The organism is Heyndrickxia coagulans 36D1, assembly GCF_000169195.2.
Lineage (GTDB): Bacteria > Bacillota > Bacilli > Bacillales > Bacillaceae_C > Weizmannia > Weizmannia faecalis.
This window is the reverse complement of the sequence record NC_016023.1, coordinates 835,699-859,944: the sequence shown is the minus strand read 5'-3', so window position 1 is coordinate 859,944 and position 24,246 is coordinate 835,699. Positions and strand designations below refer to the sequence as shown.

Genomic DNA, 24,246 nt, shown 5'->3' with positions numbered 1-24,246 from the left:
TCTGCGTAGATCTGAGGATTGAAATAAATATCATGGTATAATTGATAGTAAAGATTAAGTCGCACTCCTCGGACTGGAAGAGAAAGAAGGATCCTGTATGAACACGATGCATCGTAAGTTGGGAACTTTTGCGCTTACCATGACCGGTCTTGGGTCCATCATCGGGTCCGGCTGGTTGTTTGGTGCCTGGAAAGCAGCTACGATTGCCGGCCCGGCAGCCATTTTTGCTTGGGTGATTGGGATGGTCGTTATCTTATTTATTGCCCTTTCTTACAGTGAACTGGGGGCCATGTTTCCGGTAGCGGGGGGAATGGTAAAATACACCCAATATTCCCATGGTTCTTTTGTTGGCTTTCTTGCTGCATGGGCGAACTGGATTGCCATTGTTTCCGTTATTCCGAGTGAGGCCATGGCTTCTGTGCAGTATATGAGCTCATGGCATTGGAGCTGGGCACAAAGTTTGGCACATAGCGGAATGCTGACGCCAAAAGGACTCGGCCTTGCTTCTTTGCTGCTATTGATTTATTTTTTTCTGAATTACTGGGCAGTCAGTTTATTTGCAAGGGTAAACTCACTGATCACCATATTTAAAATCGTGATTCCGGGGTTGACGATTTTTGCACTTCTGATTGTTGGATTCCATGGCAGTAATTTTACATACGGCCATGCCTTTGCCCCATATGGATGGTCAAGTGTGTTTACGGCGGTGGCGACATCCGGGATTGTGTTCGCGTTTAACGGCTTTCAAAGTCCGATTAATATGGCGGGCGAAGCGAGAAAGCCGGGCCGGTCGATCCCGATTGCAGTCGTTGGATCTGTTTTAATTGCAACGGTGATTTACGTTCTGCTGCAAATTGCGTTTATCGGGGGTGTCAGCCCTTCTGTCCTGGCACATGGCTGGAATCATTTGAAGTTTAACTCCCCGTTTGCAGATCTTGCCATTGCGTTAAATATTAACTGGCTCGTGATTGTCTTGTATTTGGATGCGTTTGTATCTCCATCCGGCACCGGGACTACTTATACTGCAACAACTGCGCGTATGCTGTATGGTATGGAGAAAAATGGATATTTGCCGCGGTTTATCGGCAAACTGCATCCGGTTTATGGCATTCCGCGCCCGGCGATGTTTGTCAATTTGGTCATCTGTTTTATTTTCCTGTTTGTATTTAAAGGATGGGGTTCACTGGCAGAGGTTATTTCTGTTGCTACGTTGATTTCTTATATCACCGGGCCTGTAACTGTCATGGCATTAAGAAAAACCGCGGGGTACTTGTACCGTCCGCTCCGGGTGAAAGGCATGCAGATCATTGCGCCATGCGGCTTTATTTTTGCTTCGTTGACGCTATACTGGGCACGGTGGCCGCTTACCGGGGAAGTTTTCCTCATCATCATGATCGGGCTTCCAATTTATTTTTACTATCAGGCGAAAAGGAAATGGCAGTCTTTTTCGAAAAATTTCAAGTCCGGCATTTGGATGGTCGCCTATCTGATTGTGATGATGTGCATTTCTTATCTTGGGAGTGAGAAATTTGGCGGCCTCAACATGATTCCGTACGGCTGGGACATGGTCCTCATTGCTTTCGTTTCGCTCGGTTTTTACATTTGGGCAGTGAAAAGCGGATACGAAACACCTGACCTGCTTGAAGCTGCAAAATTAAACAAAGCATTGAAAGAGCACGACATGGGTGTGGATGATGATGAAAATGGAAACGGGAAACGAAACCCGGCTTATTCAACGGATTGGCCACACTGATTATCGTAGAATTTGTCTAACAGAGGAATCCCTTAAAACACGTACAAAAAGCAGCAACCCATTTATTATTGAAAAACTGAATACCAAAAAAGCGCAGCTGAACCACTGCGCTTTTTGATGCCTTTTTATTTCACTTTCACCGTCCGGTATCCACTGCTGTTTCCGGACTTATCTGTAGCTTTTACTTTGATCGCAGTCCCTTTTTTCTTCGGGCTGATTTTTATTTTGTAACTACTATGTTTATCAGCTTCGGCAGATCCGATTTTTTTACTGCCGGTATAAGCGGTGACCGTTGCATATGCTTCCGTTTTTCCGGTGATATAACGGGAAGTATGGCTGACAGTGTAAACAGACGGTGTACTTGGTGCAATTCTGTCAACCACCGTCACGCTTTTTGTTCCACTTTTGCCATAAGTGTTTGTAGCATACACATAAATTTTTGTTCCGGCTTTTTGTTTAGGAATAGAAACTTTATAGTCGCCTTTGCTGTTGCTTTTGCCTTTACAGGTTTTAGAACCGATTTTGACATAAACTGTGCTTGATTTGCTCGTCTTCCCGCTAATGGATGTGCTTTTATTGCTGACTGTGTTCACGGACGGCGTTGTAGCCGGTGATCCGACGGTCGTTACTTTTGTTCCACTTTTGCCATAAGTGTTTGTAGCATACACATAAATTTTTGTTCCGGCTTTTTGTTTAGGAATAGAAACTTTATAGTCGCCTTTGTTGTTGCTTTTGCCTTTATAGGTTTTGGAACCGGCTTTAACATAAACCGTGCAGTTTGCGTCTGTCTTGCCAGATACACTTGTACTATTGGTACTTACCGTATTAATAGATGGTGCAGAAGGGTACAAAGGTGCATTGACGGATAAAACGTACTTGCCGGTATTATAATCACTGCTAATTTTTAAATAGTATGTTCCCGCTGGCAGGCTCTCACTTTTGTTCCATTGTTTAGGTGTTTCAATGGAGCCGTCGTAAATATAGTCGTCCCAAAGGGCGGTTCCCTTTGAATTTGTTAGATGAAGATCGACCCCTTTCATACTGGAATCTACGTTCATCGTAACTTTTACTGCTTTTGGCAATGTGAACTTATAGCAATCTGTGTGATCACTCTCGCTCAGAAAACCAGTTATTTTTTGCGTATTAAGGGAAATCTGCTGGGCCTGGGTCGTTCCATTATTGGGTTCCGATTCATTGTTTCCGGCGGCAGTAAACCAGGTTGACAAATGATAAGTGCCGGTTTCAGGGCTGTGAATTTTGATATAATAGGTTCCGGCCTCTAAATCAGCATCTTTCATCCATTGCTTGGGAGTCTCTTTGGTTCCGTCATAAACAGATTCTTCGTCCCAGATGTTGTTTCCGTTCGCATCTATAAGATCCACATAGGCCCAATCTATACTGGAGTCAAGACTGATTTTAAGGTTTCCTGCTTTTGGCAGGTTTACTTTATAAACGTCCGTATCGTCACTCCAGCTCAAAAAACCGGTTACTTTTTGGCCGTTTGACAGCTCCTGTGCCTGAGATGTACCGTTATTTGGCTCCACTTCATTATTTCCTGCTGGTGTGTAATTGACATATAAATTGTATTTACCCGTATAACCGCTGGAATTAGAAATCTTGATATAATAGGTTCCTGCCTCCAGATCAACACTCTTTGACCATTGCTTCGGCGTTTGAGAGGATCCACCATATATGTCTTCATCTATTCCCCAAACATCATTTCCACTTTCATCCAGAAGATCCAGAGAAGCATCATAAATGTTTGAATCTACGTGAACATCAATGGTGCCTGCTTGTTTCAAAATGAATTTATAGCAATCCGTATCATCATTTAAGCTAAGAAAACCGTTGATTTTCTGGGTATTGAGTGTAATAGGCTGTGCTTGTGATGTGCCATTGTTCGGCTCTGTTTCATTGTTTCCAGCAGTATTAAATCCAACCTTTAAATCATATTTTCCAGTATAGTCACTGGATTGGGAAATCTTGATGTAATAGATCCCGGCCTCCAAATCAGCTTGATCCGACCATTGTTTTGGCGTGGAAGCAGATCCATCGTAAATGTCTCTGCTATAACCCCATACACTCTTTCCATTTTCATCTGTCAGATCCAAGATAACAGCTTCGATATACGAGTTTAAATTGACTTTCACTGTACCAGCCGAAGGCAGTGTAATTTTATAAACTTGCTCAGCATTTTTGTTACTTATTGTGTTAGTAACTGTCGTATTAAAGTTTAAAGTTTGCGTGGTGCTCGCAGAAGCATGACCTGTTTGTAAAACAAGTGCTGGTAAAATTAATGCAATTGCCAAGACCAAGTAAATGGTTTTCTTTATAACCTTCACTATTCAACCCCTCCAGTATCGACAAATTAAAAATAAGTGGGAAAACACGTCTCCTTTCTTTGCAAAATTAAAAAAACCAATTCTATTATAAAAGAAATTGGAAAAATAAACCACAATTTTTATAGGGCTTTTGTATGAGGGATTTATCGTATTTTTAAAGCTACAAATCCTGTTTTCCAGAGTAGTTCGGGAATTCCGGGGAAGTCAGTTAGTACCAGCGGGGCTGCAGCTGGGTTCCGTTTAAAAGTGGGGATTTTCAATCTGAAAAAAATATGAGAAGGTTCTTCATAGGACAGGAAACTATGGCCCCATTGTTTGGTAACAGACAAATTTTCAACTTGTGGCATCATGGGGAAGGTGAGATATCATATGAATAAGTTGCCAGTTACAACAAAATTTTGTCGAAATGTATAGTCTTGGATGGAAAAATGTTATATAATTTAAATAGTTTACACATAAACGATTTTGGGGGAAATGATGAAAAAACTGAGGATCTTTTTATCCATTTTACTGGTGGTTGTTGTATTGGGCGGCGGGGTGGCTTATTTTGCTTACCAAAAGCTGCAGCCGGAGAACCATTTTAAAAACGTGCCGACCGTCTCTAAAACTGGGAACAACCCGGGCAGCCAAAGCACAACAACGCCCAAAATGAAGGAAAACGTATTCAATGTCCTCTTACTCGGTTCAGACGAACGGAAAGGGCAGAAGGTGGGACATTCGGATTCGATTATCTTGCTTCATGTCGATCTGAATAAGCACAAGTATAACATGGCCAGCATTCCCCGTGACACACGCGTGTATCTTGATGGCTACGGCTATACGAAACTGACAAGCGTGCAATATATTAAACAAGCAACAGGTGGCACAACAGCCGGGATTAAAGCCGCTATCAATTCAATCAGCCAATTGACAGGCGTACCGGTCAACTATTATGTGGAAACGAATTATGAAGGCTTGCAGTCGATGGTGGATGCACTGGGGACGATTGATGTGGATGTGCCGTTTGATGTAAAACTGACACACCCCTGGTACCCGGAAAACAAAGGAAGAGTAATTGCACAAGGTACGCAGACGCTTGACGGAGAAATGGTGACAGAGCTTGTACACGAACGCTATTCGTTGAAAAACGTGGACTATGACCGCCAGCTGCTGCAGGAAAAAGTGTTGATCGGTATTGCCAAAACCGCACTTCAACCGAAAAATTTAACGAAACTGCCAAAACTGGTGGACAAATCATCTGAATTTGTCATTGCTACCAATATGTCAAAAACAGATATCGCGAGTCTTGGTCTGCTTGTAAAAAATCTTAACACAGATAAGCAAGTGACCTATTACCAGCTGAACGGCACATCGAAAAGTATGTACGACGATATTTTAAAAAACAACAACTCGGAAATCGTCCTCGACCAGACGGCATTGAAAAAGACAATGGAGCATTTTGAATAAAAGGATTCGGAATTGGGATTGTGATTTGCATGATGGAGCTGGGATAAGCGGGGACAATTTAGGTTTCAAACGAATTTTATCCACTTGAATTTTTTGGAAAGTGAACGGCCAGAAAAAGCGGCCATCTACTTTGCGTGGAAAATAAACAGATTGCTACGTAAGCTAATAGGGTTAATTACTTTTTCTGTATGTAAAGGCCCGGTATTTTGAAGGCAGACAAGAGCAAGGTTCCAGATAAGGTTGCTTTGTTTTTACGGAGGCATGATGGTAGGGGCCGGGTCATAAATATTTTATAAGTCTGGTGTACAACGCCGGAAATCTAATTCAGTGGGGGTATCATAATGGCAACAATTTTATACGCCGTCTTTATTGCAATTGCGCTTTATGTTTTAAATGGCATGGCATTTATGAAGTTGGCCCAAAAAGCCGGGCGCGGAGACATTGCCTGGATGGCTTGGGTCCCGGTCTGTAATGTGATCCAGCAGCTTCTTTTGATTAAGAAAAGCGGCTGGTGGGTGCTCATTCTGCTCGTCCCGGTTGTGAACTTTATTTTTATTATCATTTGGCAAGTGAAATTGCTTCAAGCATTCGGCAAGCATGGCGCCTATGTACTGTTGTATATTTTTATTCCCATAGTTTATCAAATTTTATGGATCGTTTGGGCATTTTCCGACGAGACGAAGTACGTGGAAAGGGAAGCAGTGTAAGGATGATAAAAAGATGCCGGCGTTTGGTACGGCATCTTTTTATTATCATGAAGCTAAAGTGGGAAAGCTGCTCTGTTGTTTTAAAAGGGAAACGATCACGAGGCCCACTGCTGTTTTTGGATCCAACAATATACCTGTTAAGGCAAATCATTGCCGGCAGCAAAATAAATATCATACCAGTCTCGGCGGGTAAGACTTACTTTTGATGCTTCTGTAATTTTTTTCAGCCTTTCCGGGTTCATTGTTCCGGCAATGACTTGGATTTTTGCTGGATGCCTTAAAATCCACGCGGTCGCGACGGCCTCTTTGGACACGCCTTGTGCTTGTGCCAATTGGCCAAGTTTTTCGTTCAATTCCGGGAATTTTGGATCATCGATAAAGACGCCCTCAAAGAATCCGTACTGGAACGGCGACCAAGCTTGAATGGTGATATCATGCAGGCGGGAATATTCCAGAATTCCGCCGTCATGGTTGATGCTGCGTTCGTCTTTCATATTGACGTGCATCCCGAAGTCAATCATACCGGTATGCGCGATGCTGAACTGCAACTGGTTGACAATCAGTTTTTGAGAAATGTATTTTTGGACAAGTTCTACCTGGTACGGATGGAAGTTGCTGACCCCGAACTGGCGGACTTTTCCGGCATTTTGTAGTTCTGAAAAAGCTTCGGCAATTTCTTCTGGTTCCATTAACGGATCAGGACGGTGAAGCAGGAGTATATCCAGGTAATCGGTTTGGAGCCGTTCTAGGATGCCGTCAACCGCTTTTAAAATATGCGATTTGGAAAAGTCATACATCTTGTCGCCAATGCCACATTTTGATTGGAGAACGATATCTTCCCGCTTGATGGAACTGTTTTTCAGCGCATTTGCAAAAATTTTCTCTGATTCTCCTTTTCCGTATATATCGGCATGGTCAAAGAAATTAATGCCGTGCTCGACTGCTGTTTCAATCATCGTTTGCGCTTCTTTTTCCGACAACCCGTTCATCCGCATGCAGCCTAACGCAACTTCTGATCCTAATATACCGCTCTTGCCAAGATTGATACGATTCATCTTCATCCCTCCTGTAAAATGCTTCACATTTTATTATGGATTTGGATCATCTGCAAAGTCAAAGAAAAGCACTCGCATAACCAGGGGACGCCGGATCAAATTTGCAAATTGAAAAATCTACTTGAAAAACGAACGTTTGTCCTTTATAATAAAACTGAAAAATAAGAAAAGGAGTGCTGCCATTGGAACTTGTAATGGAAAAACATGCCGGTTATCACGTGCATGATCGTTTGTTTAAAGAGCTGATCCAAAACTTTTTTCAGGAGTTTATGGAGGCGTTTTTCCCGGATGTGTCAGCGGATCTCGACTACCGCCGGGTGCGGTTTTTGTCGCAGGAACAGTTTACGGACTTTCCGGGCGGTGAGCAAAAACGGGTTGACATCCTTGCCGAAACAAAGGTAAAAGGGAAAGACACGGTGATTCTCATCCATGTAGATCCGCAGTCGTATTACGAGAAGCCTTTTCCTGAACGCATGTTTCGTTATTACATGATGATCAGTCTCCGGCACCGGAAACCGGTATTGCCGATTGCCGTTTTCAGTTATGAGGAGAAAACAGAAACCCCTGATACATACACCTTTGCGTTCCACAACATTGAAATTCTTCGTTTTCACTATTTATCCATTCATCTGATGAAGCAAAATTGGAGAAATTATATCCGGAGCGACAACCCTGTTGCTGCGGCATTATTAAGCAAAATGGGGTATACAGAAAAAGAACGGGTGCAGGTCAAACTGGAGTTTCTGCGGATGCTGGCGCGGATGGAACTCGACCCTGCAAAAATGAGGCTGCTATACGGTTTCTTTGATTATTATTTAAAATTGAACGAAAAAGAGGAGGCGGAAGTAATGGAAAACATTAAAATGCTGGATCCGGACGAAGCAGAGCAAGTATTGAAATTGCCGAATTCCTATTTTGACCGCGGGTATAAGAAGGGGAAAGAGGAAGGCAGAGAAGAAGGAATTGAAATAGGAGTAGAGAAGGGGAGAGAAGAAGGGGAAGAAAAGTTAAGAAGATTTATTGTTAACTTGCTAAAAAATCAAGTGGATGTGAAGGCCATCGCCCAAGCATCCGGCTTAAGTGAGGATGAGATCATGAAAATCAAAAGGCAGATAGAAGGGGAAAAGCCTTGAACCCGAGTTATGACGAAGCAGAGCAAGTATTGAAGCTGCCGAATTCTTACTTTGACCGCGGGTATAAGAAGGGGAAAGAGGAAGGCAGAGAAGAAGGAAGGGAAGAAGGAAGGGAAGAAGAAAGAAAAGAATTGCTACAAACGATTCCAATTGCCATCAAAATGTTGCTGGCGGGTATGGAGCTTCAATTAATTGTAGAAAAAACCGGCCTGATCCAGACAGAAGTGGAAAAAATAAAACAGCAACTGGAGCATTCATAAGATGGAAGTCAGACTGCCTGGTGTGGATGGAAAAGAAGTTGTTTTAGACTTGCCGAACTATTATTATGACCTCGGGTATAAAAAAGGATTTAAAGAGGGATTTAAAGAAGGATTTAAAGAAGGAGTAAAGGAGAGAAGAGAAGAAGAAAGAACACGATTGATTATCAACTTGCTAAAAAATCAAGTGGATGTGAAGGCCATCGTCCAAGCATCCGGCTTGAGTGAGGACGAGATCATGAAAATCAACAGGGAGAACAATTGGTAAGAACACCATTGTACTTCAAAACCGCCAGCCTGCAGCAGGCGGTTTTGAAGTACGCTCGTTTGCCTGTACAAGGAATTCTCCGCCATGCTGCTGAATAAAGAATAAAGCTTTACACGAATGGGGGATGTTGATGCAAACTGCTTTTATTGCGGGCCATGCGAAGCTTCCGTCCGGGATGGCGGCCCAAAATATTTATGATACTTTGACGATAACGGCGGAAATTGAGATGAGGTACGGTGTCATTCTTGATGTCTCCTGTACACTGGCTACGGAGCACGGAAGGAAATTTATTTCCCATCTGCTTAGGGGTTACAGCTTAAATGATGGCATTGAGGAACCATTGAAGCAACTGCAGGAATTTTACTTAGGCAAAGCTTCAAATGCCTTAATTTCTGCTTTTAAAGATTTGTATAAACAGTATCGTCTCGTATTGAAAACAAAACAGGGGGAATAGCCCCCTATCCAAATCGTGCTTTCACCATATTCTGAGCGTTTTAGCCAAACTTTATAGGTAAGGTTTTTATAGAAAATGAGAAAAAGCTTTGCACTCGAAAGCCATTTTTGCAGATATCCTTTCTATGGATGGCAAACATTGCAGCACTTGCTGAATGAGCCGGAAAAAAAGCCACAACGGATTCGACCAGCAAGCCTGTTGCCGCTTATGACGTCGTTAAAAATTTCTATGCCGAGGCCACCGGTATTTCATTATAGAAGCTGTGCCGTTACGATTCCTCCGCACCGCTTTCTGTAAACGGCCAGGCCGGCAGCATTTTGCTGAGCGGTTTGTCCGTACGATAACCGAGGACGTATTCTGCCTGCATGATCGTGTGAATTTCGCGAGTGCCTTCGTAAATGACCGGTGCCTTCGAGTTGCGTAAGTAGCGTTCAACCGGGTATTCGCTTGAGTAGCCGTAAGCGCCATGAATTTGGACGGCATCGTTGGCGGCTTCATTGGCGAAGTCGCACGCTTGCCATTTGGCGAGCGAGGTTTCGCGGGTGTTGCGCTTCCCTTGGTTTTTCAGTTCGCCGGCGCGGAAAACGAGGAGACGGCTCATTTGATAGCCTGCTTCCATTTTCGCAATCATTTGCTGGACAAGCTGGTGTTTGCCAATTTCATGCCCGAATGTTTTCCGCTCATGGCAGTATTTGACGCTTGCTTCAAGGCAGGCCTGGATTAACCCGCACGCGCCGGCTGCCACAGTAAAACGGCCATTGTCGAGCGCCGACATGGCAATTTTGAACCCTTCGCCTTCTTCTCCAAGCAGGTTTTCTTTTGGCACCCGCACATTGTCAAAAAACAGTTCCCCGGTGTTTCCGGCTCGGATTCCGAGTTTGCCTTTAATGGCTTTTGAAGAAAAGCCTGGCATTGTACGTTCCACGATAAATGCGGAAATGCCGTGATGCTTTTTCGCTTTATCGGTGTAAGCAAATACGAGAAAATGGTCCGCGACATCGCAAAGCGAGATCCATGTTTTCTGCCCGTTTAAGATATAAAAGTCCCCGTCTTTTTCGGCCGTTGTGCCAATGCCGGCAACATCCGAGCCCGCGCCAGGTTCCGTGAGGCCGAATGCCCCGATTTTCTCGCCTTTTGCCTGCGGGACAAGGTATTTCTGCTTTTGTGCCTCTGTTCCCCACTGTAAAAGGGTCAGGCTGTTTAAGCCGGTGTGGACGCTCACGGCCGTTCGGAAGGCGGTATCTCCCCGCTCGAGTTCTTCGCACACAATCGCGAGCGCGTTATAATCCATGCCGCTGCCGCCATATTTCTCCGGGATGCAGACCCCCATCAGGCCGAGATCCGCCAGCTTTTTCAACAGGCCTGTTTCAAAATGGTGGTTTTCATCCCATTCGCGAATAAAAGGCATAATCTCTTTATCTACAAAATTCCGTACGGTTTTCTTTAAAAGTTCCTGTTCTTCCGTCAGTTCAAAATGCATGATTTCATTCCTCCTTGTACGCTTCAATTTCTTCTTGTGAAAACCCGATTCTGCGTAAAATCTCTTCTGTGTGCTCTCCCGGCATGGGCGGGTGTTGCACGTACCGGACAGGGGTTTCAGATAGCTTCAACGGGCTTGCAACAAGTTTGATTTCCCCGGCAATCGGGTGCTCCATTTTAATAAACATTTCCCTTGCCTCAAGCTGCGGATCGGCCGCTACCTGCTCGAGGCTTTGGATTGGACCACACGGAATTTTCCGCTTCTCCAATGCTTCCCGCCAAAAGGAAACCGGTCGAGTTCGAAAAACTTTTTCCAAAATCGGGATCAATGTCTCACGGTTTTCTACCCGTTTCGGATTTGTCGCGAATCTTTCATCCGATGCAAGTTGCCCCAGGTCGAGCAATTCACAAAGCGTCTGAAACTGGCGGTCGTTTCCAACGGCGATCGCAATCTCCCCGTCGCTCGTTTGAAAAGATTGATAGGGAACAATATTGGGATGCCGGTTGCCTAGCCGTCCGGGAATGTTACCCGACATAAGAAAGTTGCTGGCAATATTAACAAGGGCTGTTGTAGCTGAATCGTAAAGCGAAAGGTCGATTTTCTGCCCTTCCCCCGTATGCTCCCTTGCCAAAAGGGCAGCCTCTATGCCGATGCAGGCGTAAAGCCCGGTTAATACATCGGTAATGGCGACGCCTGTCTTCAGCGGCGGCCCGTTTTCTTCGCCCGTGATGCTCATCAGCCCGCTCATCGCCTGGATAATAAAATCGTAGCCGGGCAAATCTTTGTACGGGCCGGTTTCCCCGAATCCCGTAATCGAGCAGTAGACGAGCCGCGGGTTGAGTGTCCGGAGTGTTTCGTATCCAAGCCCAAGTCGCTCCATCGTACCGGTTTTAAAATTATGGATGACAACATCGCTATTTTTCGCCAGCCTGCGAATGATTTCTTTTCCGCTTTCACGCTTTAAATCTAGCGTAATGCTTTTTTTATTTCGGTTGGTGCACAAATAGTAAGCGCTTACGTTTTGCTGAAACGGTGGTCCCCATCCCCGTGTTTCGTCACTGCCGCCGGGTGCTTCGACTTTGATCACCTCTGCACCGAGATCGCCAAGGATCATCGTGCAGAAAGGCCCGGCCAGCACTCTTGTTAAATCAAGCACTTTTATCCCGGACAATGCGGATTTCAACCTATCCACTCCTTTCAAAAAGTAGAAAAAGCCAGCATTGCATCCATGAGGCACGGATAAAATGACTGGCTTTTTCTGCCGGACAGCTTATCTTGCGGGATAAGCAGGCAGAATAAACAGTTATGTCTTTCTTTAATTGGGGCTTGCTGAATAAGCAAAGTTCCTCGATTTGGCAAGGCTGCTAACAGCTTTGGCAACCATTTAAATGCAAAGGTTTTACCACAGATCCAGGGAAATGCTTGCACTCGAAACCCGATTCAACGTATGGAGAAGATGAAATCTCCCCTTTTCGCAAAAGGATTCTTCTAAATTTTTGAGACAGAGCTTGCAGACAAATTGGGTACAAACTTAGAATCGGATTTGTTCAGCAAGCCCTAATTGGATTACCCCCGGCTGGCTTTGTTCACGCATTCCGGGAAGGGAACATCGCACAAAGCTTGGCGGGTGTTATGTATATAGGATAATCCATTCCGGAAAAATTGTAAATCGTTTTTGAATATTTTTATAAGAAAATCAAAACAAACAGTCAGATTGGCCATGCTGATAGCGGCGGCCTATCCATACAGTCCTAAAGTGCATTCGCATAGCGCGTGATCGTTTCGGATTTCATTCTTATCCAATGTAGGTTGAATGCCAATATCCGGAAAAACTTGATTGTTTTATTTTTGACCGCGGAATTGGGGAATGTTAAATTATAGGAAAATGGTTGTTCAGGAGGGATTTTCATGGATGGGAACAAAAAACAGATCCGGCTGGCAAGAAGGCCTGTTGGAACGCCAACAATGGAGGATTTCGCTTTTACCGAAGCGCCAATTGGCACACCAGGTGAAGGCGAAGTGCTAATTCGAAATGTATATATTTCCGTTGATCCGTACTTAAGGGGAAGAATGGAAGATGTGAAATCGTATATCCCGCCTTTTCAGCTGAATGATGTCATTGTAAGCGGCGTGATCGGACAGGTTGTCGCATCGCAGTCCGCCCAATTTAAAAAGGGCGACATCGTGATCGGCACGCTTGGTTGGGAAACGTATTCTATTGCGCATGAAAAAACGATCCGGAAGCTGGATCCCGATCTTGCACCCATAACGACCCATCTTGGCATTATTGGAATGACCGGGCTCACTGCGTATTTCGGTCTGCTCGATATTGGGAAGCCGAAAGCAGGTGAGACAGTGGTTGTATCGGGTGCTGCAGGGGCGGTTGGCTCCACTGTCGGCCAGATCGCAAAAATCAAAGGGGCGCGTGCTGTCGGAATTGCCGGATCTGAGGAAAAATGCCGCTATCTGACAGAAACGTTAGGGTTTGATGCAGCCATTAATTATAAAACGGAAAATGTCAGAAAGGCACTTAAGGAAGCATGCCCTGACGGTGTTGATGTCTATTTTGACAATGTCGGCGGTGAAATTTCCGACGCGGTCTTTCCGCTATTGAACGATTTTGCGCGCATTCCGGTATGCGGTGCCATATCCGCTTACAATAAAACAGAGCCGGACGTCGGGCCGCGTGTACAGCAATATTTAATCAAAACGAGTTCGCTGATGCAAGGTTTTACAGTCGGCCATTACAGTTCCCGCTTTAAAGAAGCCGGCGCCCAGCTTGCTGCCTGGTTGAACGAAGGCAAATTAAAATATGAAGAAACGATAACAGAAGGTTTTGATTCGATCATTGACGCTTTTCTCGATTTGTTTAAAGGAAAAAATATCGGAAAGCAGCTGGTGAAAATCAGCGAATTTGAATAATGTAGAAAGAAACAATCATCATGGGTGTATGGCTGCACCAGTCGGGACATAACGATGCATTGATCAGGTATGGGGCGAGGATAGAGGCTGCCGTACTTGACAATAAGTTATGTCCTCTTTTGTGCATTCAACCAGTTATATGGAATTTCACAATAAGGCCGGGCATTGTTCTTGCTTCTTTTATATAGAAGAATTCCTGATTATGCTGTAAAGTCGGCCAAAAATTTGGACCGTGGCTGAATCCGCGTTTATAAACCGGAGTGTAATGAGAGAAAGGCAGAGCAAGATGTCTTTTCCCCAACGGTTTCTGTTTCCCGCGTGTTTCTGGAATTTAACAGATGTTCAAAAAAGCTAAAAGCACAATGAAAAACCGAACAGGTCTCATGCAAATCTTCCTTTTTATTGGCGGAGTTTTCATGATTTCACCACAAGAATCCGGCTGTGCGGAGGGAAAATCGTCAAATATCTTTACCTTGCACACGCCTGGTGATTCCGGTATGATAGGGGCACAATGGTGTCGGCGCAGGGGGATATAAATTTGAGAGAACTGCTAACTAACCGGTTTGTCCGGATGATCTTTTTATCGGAACTATTTTTGCAAGCCGGGATCTGGGTACGGAATTTTGCCGTCCTGTTGTTTGTTACAGATAAAACGAACGGAAATCCGCTTGCGGTATCAATGATTTCAGTGGCAGATTATTTGCCCATTTTCATCTTTAGTTTTATCGGCGGGGCATATGCGGATCGCTGGCAGCCAAAGAAAACGATGATCTGGTGCGATTTGCTGAGTGCCGCCTCGGTTTTTGTCGTGATCGGGGCGCTTATATTTGGGTCGTGGCAGGTGATCTTTTTTGCCATGCTCGTTTCTTCCACTTTATCGCAGTTTTCACAGCCGTCAGGTTTAAAGCTGTTTAAAATACATCTGGAAGAACGCCTGATTCAGCAGGGGATGGCGGTCTACCAGACGATTTATGCCGTGTTCATGATTTTTGGCCCTGTGATCGGCACGTTTGCTTATCAAAGGTTAGGCATTGATCTTTCGATAACCATTACCGGCGTAGCTTTCCTGCTCTCCGCAGCGGCCTTGTCTTTTATTCCGCGCGATGAAAAGGTAAAAAAAGCTGAAAATGCGACAAATATTTTCCAGGAAATGAAAAGCGGGGTTCGTTATGTGCTTGCAAAAAAGGAACTCAAGCTGCTTGGCTGCGGATTTCTTACTGCCGGGCTCGGCGTTGGTCTCATTCAGCCGATGAACATTTTTCTTGTAACCGATCGCCTCGGCCTGCCGAAAGAATACCTCCAGTGGCTCGTAATGGTAAACGGGCTCGGCATGATTGCAGGCGGCGCGTTTTCAATGTTTTTTTCGAGATCCGTCTCCCCGCTTAAATTGCTCTTTACCGGGTTGCTCGCGAATGCCCTCGGGCTTGCGGTGATCGGCGCGTCAACTTCTCTTTGGCTGACGCTTGCTGCGGAGCTGGTTTCCGGCCTGTTCTTGCCAAGCATTCAAATCGGGATTAGCACGATGGTTTTACAAAATACGGAAGCGGACTATATTGGCAGGGTGAACGGCACGCTTTACCCGCTTTTCACGGGGGCAATGGTGATCACGATGAGCCTTGCCGGCCTGGTGAAAACATGGCTGTCAGTGACGGCTGTTTTTGAAATTGCGGCGTTATTTTTTATCCTCGGCCTCTGCTTTGCCTTCCCGTTAATGAAAGAACGATCACATGCGAGGTGAAGTCTTTGCGGTAGGGGCAAGAGGCGAATAGTTTTTCAAAAAAGTTTTCCAAAAGAGGATGCTTCGAAACGGCGGAAGCACCCTTTTTCGTATATCATTCTGTAAAATATGGATGGACAGCTTCTTTTAAACAGGGCAGTGAAAGGGGAATAGAAGCTTTGGTTTCGAATCGGCAAAAACAAATATTATGGTTGTTACAAAAGTCAGCAGGCCCTCTGAATGCGAAGGCCATTGGGGAACGGCTGGGCATTAGCGACCGGACGGTAAGGGAGGAAATTCGGCAAATCCAACAGAAGAGCGATGCGCTTGGCGTAAAATTGAAAGTGCTCAGGGGAAAAGGATATCTCCTTGAAAAAGTGGACTATCGTCGTTTGCTCCAGTTAGAGGAAAACGGGCTTTTTGCAGAACAGGAGGAAAGGGTCAAGTACATTTTAAAGCGTTTGCTGCTGGAAAAAGATTATGTGAGGCTGGAAGATTTGGAAGCAGACCTATATGTTTCAAAGTCGACACTTCATACTGATTTGAAAAAGGTAAGAAAAATATTAAAAAAGTACGACTTAACTCTGGCTAACCGTCCGCATTACGGAACAAAAGTGGAGGGCGGTGAATTCAAAAAAAGGCTGTGCCTGGCGGATTCCATTTTTGGCTGGCAAAATAAGCCGGGTCAACAAAATACCCCGTTCAATCAGGATTTATTCCAAAAAGTAAAGCAAATCTTGATTCGCATTATTTCCAAATACCGGATACGCTTTTCCGATATAGAATTGCAAAATTTGGCAACCCATATTACCCTTGCATGCAAGAGAATCGAGGACGGGTTCACGATTGAGCCGTTGCCATTTCACTTTAAAGAATCCTACACTTTTGAAAGGAAAGTGGCAAAGGAAATTACCGGGGAAGTGGAAAAATCGGTCGGTATCCCGTTTCCCCCTGCAGAAATAGACTATATTCTCGTCCATTTACTGGGGACAAAACTGATTTCCAAGCATGTAGCGCGGCAAGTATCCGATGAGATTGATGATATTGTTAACGCCATCCTCCATGAACTAAAAACTCAGTTTCGTTGGGATTTTAGCAATGACAAGGAATTCAGAAACGGGCTGACATTGCATCTGCACACATCTTTGAATCGGATGAAATATAAGATGCATATCCGGAACCCATTGCTGAATGAAATGAAAACCAAGTTTCCCATCGCCTTTGAAGGGGCAGTCGCTGCCGGCGAGTGCATTGAAGCGGTTATCCATAAAAAGGTGAATGAGGACGAAATCAGTTATCTTGCCATTCATATTGCCATCGCGCTTGAGCGAATGAGAAAGAAGAAGCGTGTTCTTGTTGTGTGCGCGACAGGGTTGGGCAGCGCCAAAATTTTGTCCTATCAGCTGGAAAACAGATTTGCAAATGAGATGGAGATTGTGGACACGATCAGCTATTACACTCTCTCTGATTATGATTTGTCACGGGTAGACCTGATTGTCAGCACGATCATGATTCCCGATCATTTAGAAGTGCCTGTTGTGGTGGTCAGTCACTTTTTGGAAGAGAATGATGCTATCCACATCCAACGGGAAATCGGCCGTCTGAAAGGGAATGTGCAGAAATATATGGCGCCTTCCAAAATATTTATCCATCAGGAGCTGGATAGCAAGGAGAAAGTCATTCAATTTTTATGCAAAAAACTGGTTGAACAGCATGCCGTTCCGGAAAATTATGCAACACTTGTTTTGAAAAGGGAAGCGATTGCATCCACTGCTTTTGGCAACCTGGTCGCAGTCCCGCATCCGCTTGAACCGGTTACCCACCGCACCTTTTGGACAATTTGTACACTTGCCCGGCCGATTCAGTGGGATGAAGACAAAAAAGTGCAGTTGGTTTGTTTGCTTAATGTCGGAAAAGAAGGCGGCAATCTGAATGCGATGTATAAGTATTTAACCGGGATCGTCCAAAACAAAGCAGCCGTTCAGAAGATCATCAAAAGCAACACAGTGGAAGAGTTGATACAATGCATGGAGGCGGGCTGATTGCTTTTTGCAATTGGCTTTTTTGTTTGATTTTTTCCACTTGCAAGCGGAAAAAAACCGGAATAAAAGTAAAACTTTTTCAAATTATAATGAAAGTGTCAAGAAAAGACAGGAGGAGAGCATCATGGGAGACGAAAAAATCCGGATCTTATTGGTTTGCTCGGCAGGCATGAGCACCAGCCTGCTGATGGAAAAAATGCAAAATTCCGCCCGGGACCGGGGGATCAACGCAGAAGTAATGGCCATGTCCTCAACGGAAGCGGATAAATTTTTGACAAAGGAACATGTGGATGTGCTGCTTTTGGGCCCGCAAGTCCGTTATATGAAAAAGAAATATGAAAAAACGCTGGCAAAAACGGATATTCCTTTGGCCGTCATTGACATGAAAGACTACGGAAAAATGAATGGCGAAAAAGTACTGGATGCTGCGTTGCAACTTGTAAACGCCGGCAAATAAGGAAGGGGGTGTGCAATTTGGAAGAACCGCAAACAATGGATGTCGTCATGGATTTGATTGTTCACAGCGGCAATGCCAAAAGCATTGGGATGGAGGCGCTGGACGCTTCGAAGCAAGGGGACTTTCCGATGGCCCGGCATAAGCTGGAAGAGGCGGATCAGGAATTACTGGTGGCCCACCAGGCTCAGACCAATCTTTTAAAACAGGAAGCATCCGGCCAAACGATTTTCGTATCACTTCTTATGGTACACGGGCAGGATCATTTGATGAATGCCATTACTTTTTTAGATCTGGCAAGGGAATTGGTAGAAGTCTATCAAAATATGAAGGTCACGACAAAAGGGTAACTGCAGCCATTTACAGAGAGGAGCGTGTGCCATTTGGGACAAATCGGTATTTCTATTTATCCGTCGCGCAGCCGTTTTGAAGAGGACAAAGCTTATTTGGATCTGGCAAAGAAATACGATTTTACAAGAATTTTTGCAAGTTTGCTGGAAATTCAGGGGAATAAGGAAGAAGTTATTCAGAAATTTAAAAATATTATCCACTATGGAAACGCAATCGGTATGGAGACGATACTCGATATCAATCCGGGTTTGTTTGAACAATTGGGGATCCGTTACGATGATCTCGGCTTTTTTAAAGATCTTGGGGCATCCGGCATCCGTCTTGATCTTGGATTCACCGGGGCTGAAGAAGCCAAAATGACGCAAAACCCGTACGGCCTCAAGATTGAAGTTAATATGAGTTCAGGAACAAGGTATATCGATCATATCATGAGTTACAGGCCGAATACAGAAAAACTATATGCCTCCCATAATTTTTATCCGCAGAGATACTCGGGCCTTTCACAGAAACATTTTGAACAAACGACAGCCGTTTTCCGGGGATACCCTATTCATACTGCAGCGTTTGTCACTTCCCGCTATGGGGATCTCGGGCCGTGGCCGGTCCAGTCCGGGCTTTGCACACTGGAACAGCACCGCAAACTCAGCCTGCTGACCCAGGTGGCGCACTACCGCATCATGGGAACCATTGATGATATTTTGATTGGCAATGCGTATGCAACGGAAGATGAGTTGCGCGCCATGTCAGCAGTTTATTTGAATGTCCATCCTTCTTTGGAAGTGGAATTGCAGCCGAATCTGTCAAACATTGAACATCAGATTTTGCAGGAAGTTCACCAGTACCGGGGGGATTGTTCCGAATATATGATCCGTTCTTCTGTGACAAGAAGAAAATACCGGGACCACGACATCGAGCCCGGTGATACGCGCCCGATTCAACGCGGGGATCTGTTAATTTGCAATGATCGTTTTGGACAGTACAAAGGGGAGCTTCAGATTGCATTGAAAGAGATGGAGAACGAAGGAAACCGCAATGTTGTCGGCCATGTGAAAGAAGAAGCCGTTTTCTTATTGGATTACCTGCAGCCTTGGTCCACTTTCAAATTGATTTTTTCATAGGGGGTAAAAGAGATGCTTGAGAAAATTGAAGCCATTGCCGGCGCGATTGGAAGCCAGAGACATTTACGGGCGTTGAGAGACGGGATTTTGCTCAGCATGCCACTGATTATTATCGGTTCTTTTTTTCTCATATTGGGCAATCTGCCGATAAACAACTATACCGATTGGTTAGCAAAGATTGAGCTAGCACCTGTCTTTAATAAAATTGTAAACGGTTCTTTCGGCCTGATGGCGATTATCGCCGTGTTCGGAATTGCCAGGAGCCTTGCCGACCATTATGAAGTCGACGGAGTAAGCGCAGGGGTTGTGGCCTTAGCCAGTTTTGTTATTGTAACGCCAGATGTGGTGGCAAAAACCGGTTCGGGCATTCCATATGCTTTTGTAGGCAGCGGCGGGTTATTTGTTGCCATTTTAATCGGACTCATTTCGGCTGAAATTTTTAGATTTTTTGTCCAAAAGAATTTTACCATTAAAATGCCTGAAGGGGTACCGGTAGCGGTTGAAAAGTCATTTGCGGCCTTAATTCCCGGGTTCATGGTCATCCTCGTTTGGAGCTTGGTCTACTTGCTGCTTGGTTTAGCCGGTGTGGAAAATATTCATACTTTATTAACCGGTATTTTAGGAAAGCCGCTTGGTGCGTTGGGTAGCAGTTTATGGGGAACGTTAATCATCATTGCCTTAAACTCCCTGTTCTGGTTTGTCGGCATCCATGGGGCGAATACGATCAATCCGGTCATTCAGCCGATTTGGCTGCAAAACACGGATGCCAACCGGATTGCATTTCAGGCGGGGCATGCGCTGCCACATATTGTAACGAATGAGTTTATGATGAATTTTGTCTGGATGGGCGGCGGCGGCACCACGATCGGCCTTGTCATTTGCCTGTGGCTGTTTGCGAGAAGCAAAAACAATAAAGCGATGGGCTCGCTTTCTGTCGCGCCGGGTGTTTTTAACATCAATGAGCCGGTACTGTTCGGGCTGCCGGTCGTGCTGAACTTTAAACTGCTCATTCCTTTCGTGCTGACGCCTATGGTTACTGCTATCATCACTTATTTTTCAATGGCAACCGGCCTGGTGGCAAAACCTGCAGGAATCGTCGTTCCATGGACAATGCCGCCTGTGATCAGCGGTTACCTTGCAACCGGAGGGAAAATCAGCGGGGCAGTCATCCAGCTCATTACCCTGGCTTTATCTGTCGGCATTTATTACCCGTTCGTTCGCAGCATGGATAAGGCTGAGCTGAGAAATGAAACGGACGAACAACAGGAACCAACGACGAAGGATAGCATTGCTTAATCCATTTAAAAGGCGCTTGTCCTATTTGGCAAGCGCCTTTTAATGGAAATAAAAGAGCAGTATTATTTTGCGCTTAATTTATGCTCAAGCTGTTTTACAATTTGTGCGTGTTTTTCTTCTGTCAGCCTGATTTTGAAAAAGTAGAGCAATGCTGCAATGACGATTAAAATCATCGGGCCGAAGAAAATGAAAAGTTTAAAGGTAAACAACCCATGGCTTGAGATATCACTTGGAAGGGCATTCCCTGTCATACCAGCAAGTACGGCCGCTATCCCAACAATCCCGTTGGAAAAGGCGCCGGCGAGTTTATCAAGCAAAGGGCGTACGGCTAATGTGACAGACTCATTCCGGTTCCCATTTTTTAATTGCCCGTATTCCACACTGTCGGTAATCGTCATCAGCGCAGCCAGGAAAATCATCGGATAAGGGAAAAAGTACAGTGAAACGGCAACCAGAACAGGAATTAAATGTTGCCCGGCCGTTAAAAACAGCACATAACCACAAAGCATGAATATAATGCCGCCGGTGTAAATGGTTTTGCGTTTCACCCATTTCACCATTACCGGGAACAGGGCGACAGAAATCATTCCTAAGATGGCCGTAATGACGCCGACTAAATAATAATCACTCTGTCTTCCTAACACATATCTAAAATAGTAAATTAAAAGCGAGTTTGTAATCGTATACCCGAAAGCAAAAAGAAAATAAGAGAGTGCCAGCCACATTAACTGGTCATTTTTGCCGAGCACTTTAAAAACATCGCGAAGGCGAATCTTCTCGGTGTTTTCGCGGATCAAGTTCTTTGTTTCTTTCGTTCCCCAAATGGTGGCCATTGCCCCTAAAAAGGAGACAAGTGCAATGACAATTGCAAAACCGAGCCACCCGGCGCGTGTTTCCGTCTCACCCGATGTACCGGAAAAAATATGGGAGAAAAAAGTAACGAGCGGTACAACCGCGATGACAACGCCCTGAGCTCCTAAAGTAGAGCCAAAACGGGAAATTGTGCCGAATTTGGCCCTTTTATCCGAGTCAATCGTTATAGCCGGCAGCATCGACCAGAAAGAAATATCTTTAATAGAATAAAATACATCAAGAATCACAAAAATAATGCCAAACAGAATCAAATAAAGATACGGGCTTTTTGTTGTTAAACCGCCTAAATTGGTAAAAATAAGAATCAACGCGATAGAGCTTACAGCCGCCCCGACAAACAGCCATGGCTTAAATTTTCCGTAACGTGTTTCCGTATTATCAATGATGCCGCCGATAAACGGATCTAACGTGATTTCGGCGATACGGATCACGACGATCATGGTTGTTACAATCCCGATCATTTTCTCCCCCAACCCCGAATGGGTGCTGTCGAAAAGCTGGCTGGTGACAAAGATCATAAAATAGGTGCTTAAAGCGCTGTAAAAAGCATCATGGCCAAAAGCCCCGAATGCATATGACAAATACTGTTTCAACTGTTTCATTCTTAACGCCTCCTACCTGGTTTAAAAAGTACATCCTGTCCGCCTGCGTAAAGCTTCGAAATTTTTACTAAAAAGTTATGAAGTTTAAAACGAGAATAATAGAAGAAATCCATAAAAACGCTAACATAAACCGCTTACAAAGTAAAGGATATGCCAATCCCACGGCGATGTCAAGTGATTTTTAGTAAAGTTTTACTAAAATATGTGGCATAATTTTCTCTCCGAACCTGTTTCAAAAAGAGAAAGCCTCCATCCAAAAGAGGCTTCCCTTTTTCCATTCATCTATTCCCTTTTAGGTTCCCCTGTAAAACGTCTGTCTCTTTTCTTATGATCGTGCGTTTCCCCGGCGTCTTCCCGGACAAATGCAAGTCCGTAGCCGGTCGGGCTGATTTCAAGTGTTTCCCGCTGGTTCTTTTTCGATGGCGGGTTCAAGTTTGGGTCAAATTGATTGGTTTCCATAAATCCTCCCTAAGTGGATTCCGGGGTTTTCTGTTCTGTACGTCTCCCCGCTTTTTTCCATACGGCATAAGCAGCTGTAATGAGCAAAAAGAAACATAAAGCGGCATAAAATCCCATCCGGAAATCGGCCACGCGTAGGCTCATCACAAACAGTACCATTATGGCAAAAAGCGAGGCATAAGCGCCCGGAACGCCCCAGATCAGTTTTGATTGATACGTTTCGTGTTCACTCCGTTTTTTTCGCCAAACAAGAAATGTAATTAAATTCAACGCCCAGTTCAAAAAGGTGATATAGGACGATGCCGAAACCAAATAGTTATATAAAGCAGCAGGTAGGAGAAAGGACAGTCCGACAACGAGCAGGCAGCCCGCCCCGGCTGTCAGCCATGCGTACCGGTACAAGCCGTTTTTAGCATGTCTTAAAAACAGGTGCGGCCCCTTTTTTGCCTCTGAAAGCGAAACGATTAACTGGACAGATGTATAATAACTGGCCGCCATGACGGAAAAAGCTGCAAGCAGGATTACAATATTGAAAAAGGAAGCCGCACCACTCATGCCGATCACATCCAATGCATGAACAAAAGGTGATTTATGGACGGAGACGGTATTCCATGCAGTCAGCATGACAAGCACGAGCATCGACAACACATACAGGCCGGCCGAACCGAAAACCATGAACCCGGCTGCCCGCGGAATCTGGATGCGCGGCTTTGCCACCTCCGTGGATGCCATTGCGACCGCGCTGATCCCGGAAAAAGAAAAGATGACAACCAGCATGGATTGAAGCAGCCCGGAAATGCCTTTCGGGAAAAAGGCATGTGGGCTTGAAAAAGGGTTGCGGGCCGCCATCCCGTTCTGCGTGAATAGCACCCAGGCCCCCACGGCAATAAAAGCAATGAGTGCTGCCACTTTAACAACTGCCATTCCCGATTCAATCGGCCCGAAAATCTCCATATTCATGGCATTCAGCACAATAATCACGGCCATAAAAACGATTGCGAGCACGGGAAGCGGCACTTTCGGCAGCCAGTAGTGCGCAAAAACGCCCATCGCGATTGCTTCCGACCCGATCGCCAAAATACTTGAAACAAATAGCGCCCAGCCAATTAAAAAGCCGGCATACTGCCCCAGAAAATGTTCAATATAGACCCGGAAAGACCCTTGCTGCAGGCGGTTTACATTGATGCTCGTCATTGCCCCGAGCACCTGCATCATGAGAAGGCTGCCGATCAAAAAAGCAAGCGAAACGGACGGCCCCGCTTCCCTGACAGCAAGCCCCGAACCTAAAAAGTACCCGGCCCCGATCACTCCACCGATCCCAAGTCCGGCCAAACTGTACTCATTTAATTTGCCGCCCCTTTTTCTCGCCGCTTTCCGCTGGTGCTTGGACACCGTTCCGACATTGATCGTTTTTTGAATTTTGCACACCCTCTTTATCTGCCTTTTCCGTTATCATGCGCCGCCACGGGGGGATCCATACGAAAAATCGTGTCGCTTTAGGTTTTGCCCGGCTTCTA

At 45.0% G+C, this 24,246-nt stretch carries 21 protein-coding genes; 14 read left to right on the top strand and 7 right to left on the bottom strand.

Annotated features, from left to right (window positions below; genetic code table 11):
* The first annotated feature begins 97 nt into the window (after window positions 1-97).
* The gene (locus BCOA_RS21240) at window positions 98-1,753 is read left to right on the top strand and encodes an APC family permease (protein ID WP_014096165.1); all 1,656 of its coding nucleotides are present in this window, start codon (window positions 98-100) and stop codon (window positions 1,751-1,753) included.
* Window positions 1,754-1,878: 125 nt separating this feature from the next.
* Here the strand turns inward: BCOA_RS21240 and BCOA_RS21235 are convergent, their stop codons facing one another.
* Window positions 1,879-4,095, bottom strand: a complete 2,217-nt coding sequence (locus tag BCOA_RS21235) for an Ig-like domain-containing protein (protein WP_014096163.1) — start codon at window positions 4,093-4,095, stop codon at window positions 1,879-1,881.
* A gap of 477 nt (window positions 4,096-4,572) precedes the next feature.
* On the opposite strand from BCOA_RS21235, the gene BCOA_RS21230 reads away from it, so the two are divergent.
* A complete protein-coding gene (locus tag BCOA_RS21230) occupies window positions 4,573-5,541 on the top strand; it encodes an LCP family protein (protein ID WP_014096162.1) in 969 nt (322 codons plus the stop codon).
* A 341-nt stretch (window positions 5,542-5,882) separates the two neighbouring features.
* The gene (locus BCOA_RS21225) at window positions 5,883-6,248 is read left to right on the top strand and encodes a DUF5684 domain-containing protein (RefSeq protein ID WP_014096161.1); all 366 of its coding nucleotides are present in this window, start codon (window positions 5,883-5,885) and stop codon (window positions 6,246-6,248) included.
* A 137-nt stretch (window positions 6,249-6,385) separates the two neighbouring features.
* Here BCOA_RS21225 and BCOA_RS21220 read toward each other — a convergent pair whose 3' ends face one another.
* Entirely contained in the window at window positions 6,386-7,303 is a 918-nt protein-coding gene (locus BCOA_RS21220; RefSeq protein WP_014096159.1) for an aldo/keto reductase, read from the bottom strand.
* Between the two features lie 182 nt (window positions 7,304-7,485).
* Here BCOA_RS21220 and BCOA_RS21215 point away from each other — a divergent pair, with 182 nt between their 5' ends.
* The 4 genes from BCOA_RS21215 (at window position 7,486) to BCOA_RS21200 (ending at window position 9,415) form a co-directional block, all read left to right on the top strand.
* Window positions 7,486-8,436, top strand: coding sequence for an Rpn family recombination-promoting nuclease/putative transposase (locus BCOA_RS21215; RefSeq protein ID WP_014096158.1), 951 nt, complete (start codon window positions 7,486-7,488; stop codon window positions 8,434-8,436).
* Window positions 8,433-8,696, top strand: coding sequence for a hypothetical protein (locus tag BCOA_RS21210; RefSeq protein WP_014096157.1), 264 nt, complete (start codon window positions 8,433-8,435; stop codon window positions 8,694-8,696). Before BCOA_RS21215 ends, BCOA_RS21210 begins: the two co-directional genes overlap by 4 nt.
* 1 nt (window position 8,697) lies before the next feature.
* A complete protein-coding gene (locus BCOA_RS21205; protein WP_014096156.1) occupies window positions 8,698-8,961 on the top strand; it encodes a hypothetical protein in 264 nt (87 codons plus the stop codon).
* A 130-nt stretch (window positions 8,962-9,091) separates the two neighbouring features.
* Window positions 9,092-9,415 (top strand): DUF3870 domain-containing protein, encoded by a 324-nt coding sequence (locus BCOA_RS21200; protein WP_014096155.1) that lies wholly within the window; start codon window positions 9,092-9,094, stop codon window positions 9,413-9,415.
* A 268-nt stretch (window positions 9,416-9,683) separates the two neighbouring features.
* On the opposite strand, the gene BCOA_RS21195 is transcribed toward BCOA_RS21200, so the two are convergent.
* Together BCOA_RS21195 and BCOA_RS21190 are read right to left on the bottom strand one after the other, a co-directional pair.
* Window positions 9,684-10,895, bottom strand: a complete 1,212-nt coding sequence (locus BCOA_RS21195) for an acyl-CoA dehydrogenase family protein (RefSeq protein ID WP_014096154.1) — start codon at window positions 10,893-10,895, stop codon at window positions 9,684-9,686.
* A gap of 4 nt (window positions 10,896-10,899) precedes the next feature.
* Window positions 10,900-12,078, bottom strand: coding sequence for a CaiB/BaiF CoA transferase family protein (locus BCOA_RS21190; protein ID WP_014096153.1), 1,179 nt, complete (start codon window positions 12,076-12,078; stop codon window positions 10,900-10,902).
* A 725-nt stretch (window positions 12,079-12,803) separates the two neighbouring features.
* Between BCOA_RS21190 and BCOA_RS21185 the strand changes: the two genes are divergently transcribed.
* From BCOA_RS21185 to celB, 7 genes are all read left to right on the top strand, one after another.
* Window positions 12,804-13,817 carry an NADP-dependent oxidoreductase gene (locus BCOA_RS21185; RefSeq protein ID WP_014096152.1) on the top strand — a complete coding sequence of 338 codons (1,014 nt, stop codon included), beginning with the start codon at window positions 12,804-12,806 and terminating at the stop codon, window positions 13,815-13,817.
* A 538-nt stretch (window positions 13,818-14,355) separates the two neighbouring features.
* Entirely contained in the window at window positions 14,356-15,555 is a 1,200-nt protein-coding gene (locus BCOA_RS21175; RefSeq protein WP_014096151.1) for an MFS transporter, read from the top strand.
* Window positions 15,556-15,713: 158 nt separating this feature from the next.
* Window positions 15,714-17,576, top strand: coding sequence for a BglG family transcription antiterminator (locus BCOA_RS21170; RefSeq protein WP_014096150.1), 1,863 nt, complete (start codon window positions 15,714-15,716; stop codon window positions 17,574-17,576).
* Window positions 17,577-17,700: 124 nt separating this feature from the next.
* Window positions 17,701-18,033, top strand: a complete 333-nt coding sequence (locus BCOA_RS21165; protein WP_014096149.1) for a PTS sugar transporter subunit IIB — start codon at window positions 17,701-17,703, stop codon at window positions 18,031-18,033.
* Between the two features lie 35 nt (window positions 18,034-18,068).
* Window positions 18,069-18,380, top strand: a complete 312-nt coding sequence (locus BCOA_RS21160) for a PTS lactose/cellobiose transporter subunit IIA (RefSeq protein ID WP_035182499.1) — start codon at window positions 18,069-18,071, stop codon at window positions 18,378-18,380.
* 33 nt (window positions 18,381-18,413) lie between these two features.
* On the top strand, window positions 18,414-19,499 hold the full coding sequence (locus tag BCOA_RS21155) for a DUF871 domain-containing protein (protein ID WP_014096147.1): 1,086 nt from the start codon (window positions 18,414-18,416) through the stop codon (window positions 19,497-19,499).
* Between the two features lie 12 nt (window positions 19,500-19,511).
* Window positions 19,512-20,795 carry a PTS cellobiose transporter subunit IIC gene (gene celB / locus BCOA_RS21150; protein WP_014096146.1) on the top strand — a complete coding sequence of 428 codons (1,284 nt, stop codon included), beginning with the start codon at window positions 19,512-19,514 and terminating at the stop codon, window positions 20,793-20,795.
* 62 nt (window positions 20,796-20,857) lie between these two features.
* Here the strand turns inward: celB and BCOA_RS21145 are convergent, their stop codons facing one another.
* From BCOA_RS21145 to BCOA_RS21140, 3 genes are all read right to left on the bottom strand, one after another.
* Window positions 20,858-22,270 (bottom strand): glycoside-pentoside-hexuronide (GPH):cation symporter, encoded by a 1,413-nt coding sequence (locus tag BCOA_RS21145; RefSeq protein ID WP_014096145.1) that lies wholly within the window; start codon window positions 22,268-22,270, stop codon window positions 20,858-20,860.
* A gap of 282 nt (window positions 22,271-22,552) precedes the next feature.
* The gene (locus BCOA_RS35275; RefSeq protein ID WP_014096144.1) at window positions 22,553-22,729 is read right to left on the bottom strand and encodes a hypothetical protein; all 177 of its coding nucleotides are present in this window, start codon (window positions 22,727-22,729) and stop codon (window positions 22,553-22,555) included.
* A 9-nt stretch (window positions 22,730-22,738) separates the two neighbouring features.
* Window positions 22,739-24,157 (bottom strand): amino acid permease, encoded by a 1,419-nt coding sequence (locus BCOA_RS21140; RefSeq protein ID WP_014096143.1) that lies wholly within the window; start codon window positions 24,155-24,157, stop codon window positions 22,739-22,741.
* Between the last annotated feature and the right edge of the window lie 89 nt (window positions 24,158-24,246).

Bases quoted from the DNA above. Each gene is read 5' to 3' on its own strand.
- BCOA_RS21240 (WP_014096165.1), top strand. From the start codon at position 98: ATGAACACGATGCATCGTAAGTTGGGAACTTTTGCGCTTACCATGACC.
- BCOA_RS21230 (WP_014096162.1), top strand. From the start codon at position 4,573: ATGAAAAAACTGAGGATCTTTTTATCCATTTTACTGGTGGTTGTTGTA.
- BCOA_RS21225 (WP_014096161.1), top strand. From the start codon at position 5,883: ATGGCAACAATTTTATACGCCGTCTTTATTGCAATTGCGCTTTATGTT.
- BCOA_RS21220 (WP_014096159.1), bottom strand. From the start codon at position 7,303: ATGAATCGTATCAATCTTGGCAAGAGCGGTATATTAGGATCAGAAGTT.
- BCOA_RS21205 (WP_014096156.1), top strand. From the start codon at position 8,698: ATGGAAGTCAGACTGCCTGGTGTGGATGGAAAAGAAGTTGTTTTAGAC.
- BCOA_RS21200 (WP_014096155.1), top strand. From the start codon at position 9,092: ATGCAAACTGCTTTTATTGCGGGCCATGCGAAGCTTCCGTCCGGGATG.
- BCOA_RS21195 (WP_014096154.1), bottom strand. From the start codon at position 10,895: ATGCATTTTGAACTGACGGAAGAACAGGAACTTTTAAAGAAAACCGTA.
- BCOA_RS21185 (WP_014096152.1), top strand. From the start codon at position 12,804: ATGGATGGGAACAAAAAACAGATCCGGCTGGCAAGAAGGCCTGTTGGA.
- BCOA_RS21165 (WP_014096149.1), top strand. From the start codon at position 17,701: ATGGGAGACGAAAAAATCCGGATCTTATTGGTTTGCTCGGCAGGCATG.
- BCOA_RS21160 (WP_035182499.1), top strand. From the start codon at position 18,069: ATGGATGTCGTCATGGATTTGATTGTTCACAGCGGCAATGCCAAAAGC.
- celB (WP_014096146.1), top strand. From the start codon at position 19,512: ATGCTTGAGAAAATTGAAGCCATTGCCGGCGCGATTGGAAGCCAGAGA.
- BCOA_RS21145 (WP_014096145.1), bottom strand. From the start codon at position 22,270: ATGAAACAGTTGAAACAGTATTTGTCATATGCATTCGGGGCTTTTGGC.
- BCOA_RS35275 (WP_014096144.1), bottom strand. From the start codon at position 22,729: ATGGAAACCAATCAATTTGACCCAAACTTGAACCCGCCATCGAAAAAG.